This is a genomic window from Methylobacterium isbiliense, from assembly GCF_022179325.1.
Lineage (GTDB): Bacteria > Pseudomonadota > Alphaproteobacteria > Rhizobiales > Beijerinckiaceae > Methylobacterium > Methylobacterium isbiliense.
Genome location: NZ_BPQQ01000002.1, coordinates 48,761 through 60,771, shown reverse-complemented (window position 1 = coordinate 60,771; position 12,011 = coordinate 48,761). Strand labels below are relative to the sequence as shown.

Sequence of the window (12,011 nt, the reverse complement as noted above, 5' to 3'; positions counted from 1 at the left end):
CCCAGCCCGCTCGATCGGCCATCCCGTCCGCCCCGCTTGCCGCACCGGCCCGGCTCGGCGGCTTCGCCTGCGCGGCGCAGCCGGGGGCACCCCGCGTGGCCTCGGCCCCTGCGTCATGCCGGCCGCCGAACCGCTCACCCCATCGGTGAAGGCGGCGCAGTATAGGCGCACGACCGGGCGTTCGTCCCGGACGAATGAGGGTCCGGTCTGCGTTCCACCGCCGCGTGCACGCCCGTGCGGCTCGCTTTCCGGCGCCCCAGGGGCTAGACGCGCGACGAGACTTTCGCGGCCGGAGCCCGCCATGATCGATGCCCCCCTGGATGCGAGCCCGTTCGAGGACATCCGCCGCCTCCTCGCCACGATGCCGGGGCCGGACGAGGCCGCCGCCGCCGCCGCCGCGGCGCGGCAGGCGGTGCTGACGAAGCCCGCCGGCAGCCTCGGGCGGCTGGAGACGCTGGCGACATGGCTCGCCGCGTGGCAGGGCAAGGCGATGCCGAGCCTCGACCGCCCGCTCGTCTGCGTCTTCGCGGGCAGCCACGGGGTCGCGCAGAAGGGCGTCTCGGCCTACCCGGCCTCGGTCAACCGGCAGATGCTCGACACCTTCGCGGCCGGCGGCGCGGCCATCAACCAGATCTGCGCCGCCTACGGGCTCGGCTTCAAGGTGTTCGACCTCGCCCTCGACCTGCCCACCGGCGACATCACCGAAGCGGAGGCGATGACCGAGAAGGCCTGCGTCGCCACCATGGCGTTCGGCATGGAGGCGGTGGCGGCGGGGACCGACGGGCTGGCGCTCGGCGAGATGGGCATCGGCAACACCACGGTGGCGGCCGCGATCTACGCGGCGCTCTACGGCGGCGACCCGGCGAGCTGGGTCGGGCGCGGCACCGGGATCGACGAGGCGGGCCTCGCCCGCAAGGTGGCGGTCGTGGAGGCCGCGCTCGCCCACCATGCCGGCCATCTCGACGATCCGCTCGAAGTGCTGCGACGGCTCGGCGGGCGCGAGGTGGCGGCGATGGCGGGCGCGATCCTGGCCGCGCGGCTGCAGCGGGTGCCGGTGGTGCTCGATGGCTACGTCGCCACCGCGGCGGCGGCGGTGCTGCACGCGCTCGATCCCTCCGCCCTCGACCATTGCGTCGCCGGCCACCTCTCGGCGGAGGGCGCGCACAGGGCGGTGCTGGAGCGCCTCGGCCTCGACCCGCTGCTCGCGCTCGGGCTGCGCCTCGGCGAGGGCTCGGGCGCGGCCCTGGCGCTCGGCCTGCTCAAGGCGGCGCTCGCCTGCCACCGCGACATGGCGACCTTCGAGCAGGCCGGCGTGGCGGGTCCTGTCGCCTGAGCCTCACGCGCCGAGGGCGACCGGCTCCGTGGCGAGGCGCACCGCATCCGGCCGCCGGCCGGTCTCGGCGGCGGCGTAGTGGAGCGCGTCGGCGCGGCTGCGGAAGATGCCGCCGCCGAGGCCGTGGATCTCGACCGCGAGCCAGCGCCCGTCGCGATCCTGGCCGACGACGAAGCGCGGCCCTTGCCACCCGTCCCCGCGCGGGTCGGTACGATGCGTGGAATCCGCCATGATGTCCCGTCGTGGGTCGGGCGGTCCCGGAGCGGGACCGCGCGAGCCATCGCGGGGAAACAGGCTTCAAGGATCGGGCCGGCGAACCCCCCGTCAGCGCAACAGGTTGGTGCGCGCGAGTTCGACGATCTCGTCGCCCCGGCCGCTCAGCACCGCCCGGGCGAGGTAGATGCCGAAGCCCTTGGCCTGCTCCATCGTGGTCTTGGGCGGCAGCGCCAGTTCCTGGCGGTTGGTGACGACGTCGACGAGCGCCGGCCCGTCATGGGCGAGCGCCCGGGTGAGCGCGGGTTCCACCTCGGCCGGGTCCTCGACGCGGATCCCGAGCACGCCGGCCGCCTCGGCCATGCTGGCGAAGTTCGGATTCTTCAGCTCCGTTCCGGTGTCGAGGAAGCCCGACGCCTTCATCTCCATCTCCACGAAGCCGAGCGTGCCGTTGTTGAGCACCACGACCTTCACGGGCAGGCCCATCTGCGTCAGGGTCAGGAACTCGCCCATCAGCATGGCGAAGCCGCCGTCGCCCGAGAACGAGATCACCTGCCGGTCCGGGAAGGCGGCCTGGGCGCCCATCGCCTGCGGCAGGGCGTTGGCCATCGAGCCGTGCCAGAACGAGCCGATCAGGCGGCGGCGCCCGTTCATGCCGAGGTAGCGCGCGGCCCAGATGGTCGGCGTGCCGACGTCGCAGGTGATGATCGCGTCGTCCGCCGCGACGCCGTCGAGGACGCGCGCGAGGTATTGCGGGTGGATCGGCCGGCGGCCCGGATGGCCGACCGCGAGGTCGTCGAGCCCCTTGCGGGCGTCGCGGTAATGGGCGAGCGCCCGGTCGAGGAAGTGCCGGTCGGTCTTCGCGGTGAGGCGCGGGCTGAGCGCGTCGAGGGTGGTGCGCACGTCCGCCACGACGCCGAGATCGACGCGGGTGCGCCGCCCGATCTGGCCCGCCCTCAGGTCGACCTGCGCCACCCGCGCCTGGTCCGGGTAGAACTGGCGGTAGGGAAAGTCGGTGCCGAGCATCAGGAGCGTGTCGCACTCCATCATGGCGTGGTAGCCCGACGAGAACCCGATCAGCCCGGTCATGCCGACGTCGTAGGGATTGTCGTACTCGACGAATTCCTTGCCGCGCAGCGCGTGCACGACCGGGGCCTTGAGCGTGCCCGCGAGGTCCACGAGCGCGTCGTGCGCCCCCGCGCAGCCCCCGCCCGCCAGGATGGTAATGCGCTCGGACCCCTCCAGGAACTCCACGAGCGCGTCGAGGTCCTGGGGGTTGGGCTGCACGACCGGCGGACGCGGCGCGATCCAGCGCGGACGCGCCGGCACCTCGATCGATTCGAGCGCCACGTCGCCCGGGATGATCACCACCGAGACGCCCCGCTTGGCGATGGCCTCGCGGATGGCGATGTCGAGGGTGCGGGCGATCTGCGAGACGGTGGCGACCGGCCCGACATAGTGGCTGCACTCGGCGAACAGCGCCTCGGGGTTCGTCTCCTGGAAGTAGCCGGAGCCGATCTCCGCGCTCGGAATGTGGGCCGCGATGGCCAGCACCGGCACCCGCGAGCGGTGGCAATCGTAGAGGCCGTTGATGAGGTGGAGGTTCCCCGGCCCGCAGCTTCCGGCGCAGACCGCGAGCTCGCCGGTGAGGTGCGCCTCCGCCCCCGCCGCGAACGCGGCCGCCTCCTCGTGGCGGACATGCACCCAGTCGATGCTCTTGCCCCGCCGCAGCGAGTCGGTGAGGCCGTTCAGCGAATCGCCGACGACGCCGTAGATGCGCTTGACGCCGACGGCCGTGAGCGTGTCGGCGATGAGATCGGCAACGGTCTGGCGGGCCATGGACGGCACTCCCCGATTGTCGTGCTGCCTGTCAGGCGGGATTGACATGACGCATTGCAACAACAGGCGGCGGTGCCCACCGTTCCGCTTGGTCATGAAACCTGGGGTTTAGCGACGGCGTCCACGATCGGCGCCGGCTTCATGCGGTCGCGGTGGCAGCCCACCGACCCGGTTCACCCCGCGATCAGCCGGTCGCGCGCCCGGAGGGCCGGGAAGAGGCGGCCCCACAGCCCTGCGACCAGCACGGTGGCGACCCCGCCCGCCACCACGGCGGGGGCCGCCCCGATCAGCGCCGCGAGCAGGCCGGATTCGAACTCGCCGAGTTCGTTCGAGGCGCCGATGAACACGGTGTTGACGGCGGCGACCCGGCCGCGCATCGCGTCCGGCGTCTCGCCCTGCACGAGGCTCTGGCGCACGTAGACGCTCACCATGTCGGCGGCGCCAGTCACGAACAGGCAGGCCATCGACAGCGGCAGCGAGGTCGAGAGGCCGAAGCCGATCGTCGCGAACCCGAACACCGCCACGGCGGCGAGCAGGCGCGGCCCGGCCCGGCGCTCCAGCGGGCGGTGGGCGAGCACCACCGCCATCGCCACGCCGCCCGCCGCCGGCATGCTGCGCAGGAGCCCGAGCCCGAGCGGGCCGACATGCAGCACCTCCTGGGCGAAGATCGGCAGCAGCGCCGTGGCGCCGCCGAGCAGCACCGCCACGAGATCGAGGGTGATGGCGCCGAGCACCACGGGTTGCGAGCGGATGTAGGTCAGGCCGGCGAGCAGCGTGCTCCACGTCACCGGCCCGCGCGGGGCGGCGGCCGGCCCGGGCCGGATCGCCGCGACGCAGAGCGCCGCCACGGCGAAGCAGACGCCCGCGCTCGCGAACACCACGGCGGGGCCGAGCGCGTAGAGGAGCCCGCCCACCGCCGGCCCGCTCACCGCGGCGCTCTGCCAGAGCGACGAGTTCCAGGCGATGGCCGTGCCGAACTGCTCGCGCGGCACCAGGGTCGGCAGGAGGGCCTGCGTCGCCGGGTTGGCGAAGGCGCGCGCGCTGCCCACCGCGATCATCAGCGCGTAGACTGGCCAGACCGGGCTGCCCGGCACCAGCGCCAGCGCCGTCAGCCCGCCCGAGGCGAGCGCAAGCAGCGCGTAGGCCGCCGCCGCGATGCGCCGCCGGTCGTAGGTGTCGGCCACGTGCCCGGTGACCAGCGCGCCGAGGATCGCGGGCGCGAAGCTCGCGAGCCCGACGAGGCCGAGGGCGAGCGCGCTCTTTGTCAGGTCGTAGACGAACCAGCCGACCGCCACCGCCTCCATCTGGAAGGCGATGCCCGTGAGGAACCGGGCGGCGCCGAAGAGCCGGAAGTCGGGGTTGCGGAAGAGGGTCCAGCCGGAGGGCTTCTGTGTGAGCATCGATTGGCGGAAGGCGCGGGAGGTATCAGCCGGGAGAGGTCAGCCGGGAAGCATCAGCCCAGGTCGAGCTCCACCGTGACCGGGACGTGGTCGGAGGGCTTGTCGAGGCCGCGCAGAGACTTCTGGATCGAGGCCGAGACGAGGCGGTCGAGGGCCTGCGGCGAGAGCAGCAGGTGGTCGATGCGGATGCCGAGATTCCGCGGCCATGCCCCCGCCTGGTAGTCCCAGAAGGTGTAGAGGCCGGGCCGGTCGTCGCAGGCGCGCAGCGCGTCGGAAAAACCCTCGTTGAGGAGCGCCCGAAACGCCGCCCGGCTCTCGGGCAGGAACAGCGCGTCCGTGCGCCACGCTTCCGGGTCGGCTGCGTCCGCCGGCTCCGGGATCACGTTGTAGTCGCCCGCGAGCACCAGCACCTCCTCGCGGGCGCGCAGCGCCCGGGCATGGAGGGTCAGGCGGCGCAGGAAGGCAAGCTTGTAGTCGAATTTCGGCGTGCCGACCGGATTGCCGTTCGGCAGGTAGATCGAGGCCACCCGCAGGTCGCCGGCGGGCGTCGGGATCAGCGCCTCGATGTAGCGGGACTGCACGTCCTCGGCGTCGCCGGGCAGGCCGCGGCGCACCTCGCGCAGCGGCAGGGGCTGGCGGGCGAGAAGCGCGACGCCGTTGAAGCCCTTCTGGCCGTGCGTCGCCACGACGTAGCCCGCCTCCTCGATCTCGGTGCGCGGGAAGGCCTCATCGACGCATTTCAGCTCCTGCAGGCAGACCACGTCGGGCTTGGATTCGTTCAGGAAGGCGAGGAGGTGGCCGAGGCGCTGCTTGACCGAGTTGACGTTCCAAGTGGTGATCCGCATCGGGTCCCGCGGCGCGTGCTGGTGAAGGGCCGGTCCCGTCATCGGGGTTTCGTCCAGGCTTGGCAAGGAGCCGCCCGGACGGGGGGCGCGGGATGGATTGGTGGGAGCCGGTGCGGGCCTATTGCGAGCGCACCGGGGCGGGGTTCTGGGACGAGCCGCTGAACGCCCTCTCGAACGGCGCCTTCCTGATCGCGGCGGCGCTGCTGCTGCGCCGGGAACGGCGCGCCGCCGCGCCGGATCCGGTGGCGCGGGCGCTCGCCGGCCTCGTCGGCCTGATCGGGATCGGCAGCTTCCTGTTCCACACGCTGGCGGTGCGCTGGGCGGAACTCGCCGACGTGCTGCCGATCGCGCTGTTCATCCACGTGTACTTCTTCCTCGCCCTGCACCGCCTGCTCGGGCTCAGGGCGGCGGTGGCGTTCAGCCTCACGCTCCTGTTCGCGGGCGCGGCCGCCGCCTTCGAGCCGGCCCTGTCGGCGCTCGCCGGGCGCCCGCTCGGTCCGGCGACGAACGATTCGATCGCCTACGCGCCGGCGCTGCTGGCGCTTCTCGGCATCGGGGCGATCCTGCGTGCCGGGACGCCCAATCGGAGAGCGGCCGGCACGGCCTTGATCGGCATCGCCGGCCTCTTCCTCGTTTCGCTGACGGCCCGCACCCTCGATCCGGTGCTCTGCCCGGTCCTGCCGACCGGCACGCACGGGCTGTGGCATCTCCTCAACGCGGGTGTCCTGTACGGCCTCGTGCGCACCGCCTCGCGCTTCCGTGCGGCGGGGCGGAGGGAGGGCGCGCCGGCGCTCTCCGCGTGAGGTCCGGCGCCCCCGGCGGCTTCCTTGCACGGGACCCCAATTCGTTGCAGAAGGGCCGCGTCCCGGGTGAGGCCGCGCTTCGGCGAGCCCTGCCCTGCGACCGAGAAACCCTGGATGCATGCATGACCCAGAGCCTCCGCCTCGGCGTCGCCGGACTCGGAACGGTCGGCACCTCCGTCGTGCGCATGATCGCCCGCCGCGCCGAGGCGCTGGCCGCTGCCGCGGGTCGTCCCGTCCAGGTCACGGCCGTCTCGGCCCGTGACCGCGGCCGCGACCGGGGGCTCGATCTCGCCGGGATCGCGTGGTTCGACGATCCGGTCGCCCTCGCCCGCTCGGGGGAGGTCGACGCCGTGGTCGAGCTGATCGGCGGGGCCGAGGGCGCCGCGCGCGCCACCGTCGAGGCGGCCCTGGCGGCGGGCAAGCACGTCGTCACGGCCAACAAGGCGCTGCTCGCCCGTCACGGGGCCGCGCTCGCCCGCATGGCCGAGGAGGCGGGCGTCGGGCTCGCCTTCGAGGCCTCCGCCGCGGGCGGCATCCCGGTGGTGAAGACCCTGCGCGAGGCCCTGGCCGGCAACGCGGTCTCGCGCGTCTACGGAATCCTCAATGGCACCTGCAACTACATCCTGAGCCGGATGGAGCTGGAGGGCCTGACCTTCGAGGCCTGCCTGAAGGACGCGCAGGCGCTCGGCTACGCCGAGGCCGACCCGACCTTCGACGTCGAGGGCTTCGACACCGCCCACAAGCTCGCGGTGCTCACCAGCCTCGCCTTCGGGACGCAGATCGACGCGGACGGCATCACGGTCGAGGGCATCTCGGCCATCGCGCCCCTCGACCTGCGCATGGCCGACGAACTCGGCTACCGCATCAAGCTGCTCGGGGTCGCCGAGGCGACGCCGGCCGGCATCGAGCAGCGCGTCCACCCGACGATGGTGCCGAAATCCTCCGCCATCGCGCAGGTGATGGGCGTGACGAACGCGGTCACCATCGACACCGACGCGCTGCGCGAACTCACCCTGATCGGCCCGGGCGCCGGCGGCGAGGCGACTGCCTCGGCGGTGGTGGCCGACATCGCCGACGTGGCGGCCGGCCGCGTCGGCCCGGCCTTCGGGCGCCCGGCGGACGGGCTCAAGCGCCTGCCGCGGGCCGAGATGCAGCGCCACGAGGGCGGCTACTACATCCGCCTCACCGTGCACGACCGCCCGGGCGTGGCGGCGGGCGTCGCCACCCGCATGGCGGAGCGCGACATCTCGCTCGAGAGCATCCTGCAGCGCCGCTCCGAGAGCGCCGCCGCGCAGGATCCGCACGGCCGCTCCGGCGTGCCCGTGCCGCTCGTCCTCATCACCTACGCGGCCACCGAGGCGGCGATCCGCGCGAGCCTCGACGCCATCGCGGCGGACGGCCTCCTGTCCGAGCCGCCGCAGGTCATCCGCATCGAGCGCGATTGACGGCTCCCGGCCCGCGCACCGAGACGAAATCCAGAGGGGAACCCGAGACCATGTCGGACGCTGCCAAGGCCGGACCGAGCCCGATCATCGAGCGCATCCTCACCCTCGAACTGGTGCGGGTGACCGAGCGGGCGGCCGTGGCCGCGGCCCGGCTGCGCGGCCAGGGCAACGAGAAGGCCGCCGACCAGGCGGCCGTGGACGCGATGCGCCGCGAGCTGAACCGCCTGCCGATCGCCGGCACGGTGGTGATCGGCGAGGGCGAGCGCGACGAGGCCCCGATGCTGTTCATCGGCGAGACCCTCGGCAACGGCTCCGGGCCGAAGGTCGACATCGCGGTCGACCCCCTGGAGGGCACCACCCTCTGCGCCAAGGACATGCCGGGCTCGGTCGCCGTGATGGCGATGGCGGAGGGCGGAACCCTGCTCGCCGCCCCCGACGTCTACATGCACAAGATCGCGATCGGCCCCGGCTACCCGCAGGGTGTCGTCGACCTCGACGCGAGCCCGGAGGACAACATCCACGCGCTGGCCAAGGCCAAGGGTGTGCCCCCGGCCGAGATCACCGCCCTCGTCCTCGACCGGCCGCGGCACACCGACCTGATCGCGGCGATCCGCCGGACCGGCGCGGGCGTGCGCCTGATCTCGGACGGCGACGTGGCGGGCGTGATCTTCACCACCAACCCGGACGAGACCGGCATCGACATCTATCTCGGCATCGGGGCGGCCCCCGAGGGCGTGCTGGCGGCGGGCGCGCTGCGCTGCATCGGCGGCCAGATGCAGGGGCGCCTGATCCTCGACAGCCAGGAGAAGCGCGACCGCGCCGCCAAGATGGGCGTGCAGGACCCCAACCGCCGCTACGACCTCGACGACCTCGCCCGCGGCGACGTGGTGGTGGCCCTCACGGGCGTCACCGACGGCGCCCTGGTGAAGGGCGTGCGCTTCGGCCGCGAGATCGTCCAGACCGACACGATCGTCTACCGCTCGCACACCGGCACGGTGCGCCGCATCCAGGCCGAGCACCGCGACTTCGACAAGTTCCACCTGAAGTAGGAGCCGCGCGTGACCGACCTCCGGATTCGCCCGCTGCGGCCCGACGAGCGGGCGGCCTGGGAGCCGCTCTGGCAGGGCTACCTGCGCTTCTACGGAGCGAGCGTCGATCCGGCGGTCAGCGACACCACCTTCGCGCGCCTGCACGATCCGGCCGAGCCGATGCACGCGCTGGTGGCCGAGCGTGCGGGCGAGGTGATCGGCCTCGTCCACTACATCTTCCACCGCTCGACCTGGACGACCGGCCCCTACTGCTACCTGCAGGACCTGTTCACCCTCGAGACCGCCCGGGGGCAGGGGGCGGGACGGGCGCTGATCGAAGCGGTCTACGCCGCCGCGCGCGAGGCCGGGGCGAGCCGGGTCTACTGGCTGACCCAGGAGGGCAACGCCACGGCCCGCGCCCTGTACGACAGGCTCGCGGACCGGCCGGGCTTCATCCAGTACCGCAAGATCCTCTGACCGCCGCCTCAGAACGGCAGCACGATGTCGAGGAATTGCTGCCCGTAGCGCGGCTGCTGCACGTCGGTGATCTGGCCGCGGCCGCCATAGGCGATGCGGGCCTGGGCGATCTTGGTGGAATCGACGGTATTGTCGGACTCGATGTCCTCCGGGCGGATCACGCCCGCGACGATCAGTTCGCGCACCTCGAAGTTGATGCGGATCTCCTGCTTGCCCTCGATCACCAGGTTGCCGTTGGGCAGGACCTGCGTGACGATCGCCGCCACGTTCGTCGTCACGGTCTCGGCCCGCTGGATCGAGCCGGCCCCGTCGCTGTTCGTGCTGGAATCGGTGTTGATGATCTTCTCGGGATCGGTGCCGCCGAGGAGCTTGGTCTTGGTCTCCAGCCCGAACGCGTTCGGGATGCCGAAGGACTCGGAATTCGCCCGCGACCGCTTGGTCTCGTTGTTGAGGTTGGCCTTGTCGGTGACATTCACCTTGACGGTGACGAGGTCGCCGATCTTGGCGGCCCGCTGATCCTTGAAGAAGGCGCGCGAGCCGGTGCGCCAGAGCGAGTTCGGCGCGTAGGACACCGGCTGGACGTCCGGCATCGGCAGCCGCACGGGCTTGTAGCCGGCCTGCGCGGTCGGGTCCTCGATGGCGGTGAGGACCGGCTGCGCGCCGATGTTCGAGAGGCGATCGACCGTGTTGCAGGCCGAGAGGCCGAGTCCGATGAGGACCGGCAGGGCGAGGCGGGCGGGAACGGACATGGCGAGGGACCTGGCGACGGACCTGGGGACGCTCAACGCGAGGCGGGGAGGGCGGCGAGGCTGGCGGGGCGGGCCGGCGGCCCGACGCTGACGCGTCCGGGGCCGACCACCGTGGCCTGCAGCACCTTCTTGGAGACGGGGTTGACCACCGCGACCACGGCGCCGAGCGGGCCGCCCTCGCGGGCCTGCCCCCGCAGGGACAGGCTGACGCCGGGGCCCTCGTACAGGATCGTCACGGCCTCGCCGCGCTGCACGAGGTCGGGCCGGGCGAGGTCGCCGGCCCGCAGCGGCGTGCCGGCCGGGATCGCGCGCTGCGCCACCTGCCCGACCAGGGCGACGATGTCGGCCGCGACGTCGGCGGGCGCCCCGTCCCGCGGCCGGCGCTGCAGCGTGACGTCGGCCGCCGACACCGCCTCGCCCCGTGTAAGGGGACGGGCCAGAACGGCGATCTCCATCATCTCGGCCACCTGGCCCGTGACGCGCAGCGCCGCCTGCCGCTCGCCCACGCTCACCAGGGCGGCGACGCGGCGGCTGCGCGGGTCGTAGACCAGTTCGGAGGCGCTCGCCGGCCCGTCGAGGTCGAGGGGTACTGTCAGGACCGGCGGCTCGCCGTCGAAGCTGATCGCCAGCGCGGCCGGATCGAGGCCCCGCGCCCGGGCGAGCGCCGCCTTCACGGCCGCCTCGATCTCCGGCCCGGCGATGCGGCGCGCGGCGCGCTGCACCGTGATCTGGAGCCGCCCGCCGCTGTCGGGCGGTTCGAGGCCGAGGCCGGCGGCGGCCTCCTGGATGCGCCGCACCTGGATGGTGCCGGTGGTGCCGAGCGCGGGCGCCCGGAAGAGAGGGCGCTGGGCGAGGTCGGCGGGCGCGTCCGCCACGAGGTCGCCGAGGGTCACGACGTCGCGCGTGGCGGTGACGTCGCCCCGCAGGGCCGGGCGGGCGGCGCCGGCCGCCAGCACCGGCAGGGTGAGCAGGCCGAGGACGAGGAGGGCGAAGGCCGTGCGGCCGAGGATGCCGGGGCCGAGCACGGCCCCGGCGCGGCAGAACACGGGACGGTCTCTGTCTGCGACGATCATCGGTCCTATCCGCGGAACATCTGCGAGGTGGTGGAGAGCATCTGGTCGGCGGCGGTCACGACCTTCGAGTTCATCTCGTAGGCGCGCTGCGCGGCGATCAGCGAGGAGATCTCCGTGACGGCGTTGACGTTGGCCTCTTCGAGGTAGCTCTGGAGCAGGTTGCCGAAGCCCTCGGAGCCCGGCGTGCCGGTGATGGCGGGGCCGGAGGCCAGGGTCTCGACGAAGAGGTTGTCGCCGATCGATTCGAGGCCGACCTTGTTGACGAAGCGGGCCATCTGGATCTGGCCGAGGTTCTGCGGCGCGGTCTGGCCCGGCAGGGTCGCCTGCACCACGCCCGAGGCGCTGATCGTCACCGAGGTGGCGTTGTTCGGCACCGTGATGTTGGGGTTGAGCAGGTAGCCGTCGCGGGTGACGACCTGCCCCTGGGAATCGAGGTCGAAGGAGCCGTCGCGGGTATAGGCGGTGCGCCCGTCCGGCATCTGGATCTGGAACAGGCCCTCGCCGCGGATGGCGACGTCGTAGGTCTTCTCGGTGGAGGAGAGGGTGCCCTGGCTCATCACCCGGGCGGTCGAGGTGGTCTTCACGCCCGAGCCGAGGGCGAGGCCCGCCGGCAGCTGGTTGCCCTGGTCCGAGGTGGCGCTGCCCGCCCGGCGCAGGTTCTGGTAGAGCAGATCCTGGAAATGGGCCTGCTGGCGCTTGTAGCCGGTGGTGCGCAGGTTCGCGATGTTGTTCGAGATGACCTGGACGTTGAGTTCCTGGGCCGCCATGCCGGTGGCGGCGGCGTAGAGGGCGCGCATCGCGGTGCT

General features: G+C 73.0%; 12 protein-coding genes. 5 read left to right on the top strand and 7 right to left on the bottom strand.

From position 1 onward, the window contains the following. Positions 1 to 301: 301 nt before the first annotated feature. The gene (gene cobT, locus MFF61_RS00720) at positions 302 to 1,333 is read left to right on the top strand and encodes a nicotinate-nucleotide--dimethylbenzimidazole phosphoribosyltransferase (protein ID WP_238233192.1); all 1,032 of its coding nucleotides are present in this window, start codon (positions 302 to 304) and stop codon (positions 1,331 to 1,333) included. 3 nt (positions 1,334 to 1,336) lie between these two features. On the opposite strand, the gene MFF61_RS00715 is transcribed toward cobT, so the two are convergent. The 4 genes from MFF61_RS00715 to xth all read right to left on the bottom strand — a co-directional run bounded on the left by MFF61_RS00715 (position 1,337) and on the right by xth (position 5,630). Next, a complete protein-coding gene (locus tag MFF61_RS00715) occupies positions 1,337 to 1,564 on the bottom strand; it encodes a hypothetical protein (RefSeq protein ID WP_238233191.1) in 228 nt (75 codons plus the stop codon). Between the two features lie 93 nt (positions 1,565 to 1,657). Further along, complete coding sequence (poxB, locus tag MFF61_RS00710; protein WP_238233190.1) at positions 1,658 to 3,385, bottom strand: ubiquinone-dependent pyruvate dehydrogenase; 1,728 nt, start codon at positions 3,383 to 3,385, stop codon at positions 1,658 to 1,660. Positions 3,386 to 3,558: 173 nt separating this feature from the next. Beyond that, complete coding sequence (locus tag MFF61_RS00705) at positions 3,559 to 4,785, bottom strand: MFS transporter (RefSeq protein WP_238233189.1); 1,227 nt, start codon at positions 4,783 to 4,785, stop codon at positions 3,559 to 3,561. Positions 4,786 to 4,838: 53 nt separating this feature from the next. Beyond that, positions 4,839 to 5,630 carry an exodeoxyribonuclease III gene (gene xth / locus MFF61_RS00700; RefSeq protein WP_238233274.1) on the bottom strand — a complete coding sequence of 264 codons (792 nt, stop codon included), beginning with the start codon at positions 5,628 to 5,630 and terminating at the stop codon, positions 4,839 to 4,841. A 92-nt stretch (positions 5,631 to 5,722) separates the two neighbouring features. Between xth and MFF61_RS00695 the strand changes: the two genes are divergently transcribed. The 4 genes from MFF61_RS00695 (at position 5,723) to MFF61_RS00680 (ending at position 9,383) form a co-directional block, all read left to right on the top strand. Beyond that, complete coding sequence (locus MFF61_RS00695; protein ID WP_238233188.1) at positions 5,723 to 6,433, top strand: ceramidase domain-containing protein; 711 nt, start codon at positions 5,723 to 5,725, stop codon at positions 6,431 to 6,433. 122 nt (positions 6,434 to 6,555) lie between these two features. Next, positions 6,556 to 7,878, top strand: coding sequence for a homoserine dehydrogenase (locus MFF61_RS00690; RefSeq protein WP_238233187.1), 1,323 nt, complete (start codon positions 6,556 to 6,558; stop codon positions 7,876 to 7,878). Between the two features lie 50 nt (positions 7,879 to 7,928). Further along, entirely contained in the window at positions 7,929 to 8,927 is a 999-nt protein-coding gene (gene glpX / locus MFF61_RS00685; protein WP_238233186.1) for a class II fructose-bisphosphatase, read from the top strand. A gap of 9 nt (positions 8,928 to 8,936) precedes the next feature. After that, complete coding sequence (locus MFF61_RS00680; protein WP_238233185.1) at positions 8,937 to 9,383, top strand: GNAT family N-acetyltransferase; 447 nt, start codon at positions 8,937 to 8,939, stop codon at positions 9,381 to 9,383. Positions 9,384 to 9,391: 8 nt separating this feature from the next. Here MFF61_RS00680 and flgH read toward each other — a convergent pair whose 3' ends face one another. Genes flgH through flgG form a run of 3 tightly spaced genes read right to left on the bottom strand, consistent with a single transcriptional unit; the run spans position 9,392 to position 12,002 of the window. Next, positions 9,392 to 10,132 carry a flagellar basal body L-ring protein FlgH gene (gene flgH, locus MFF61_RS00675; protein WP_238233184.1) on the bottom strand — a complete coding sequence of 247 codons (741 nt, stop codon included), beginning with the start codon at positions 10,130 to 10,132 and terminating at the stop codon, positions 9,392 to 9,394. Positions 10,133 to 10,164: 32 nt separating this feature from the next. Continuing rightward, positions 10,165 to 11,205 carry a flagellar basal body P-ring formation chaperone FlgA gene (flgA, locus tag MFF61_RS00670; protein ID WP_238233183.1) on the bottom strand — a complete coding sequence of 347 codons (1,041 nt, stop codon included), beginning with the start codon at positions 11,203 to 11,205 and terminating at the stop codon, positions 10,165 to 10,167. Positions 11,206 to 11,210: 5 nt separating this feature from the next. Next, on the bottom strand, positions 11,211 to 12,002 hold the full coding sequence (gene flgG / locus MFF61_RS00665; RefSeq protein ID WP_238233182.1) for a flagellar basal-body rod protein FlgG: 792 nt from the start codon (positions 12,000 to 12,002) through the stop codon (positions 11,211 to 11,213). Positions 12,003 to 12,011: the final 9 nt, after the last annotated feature.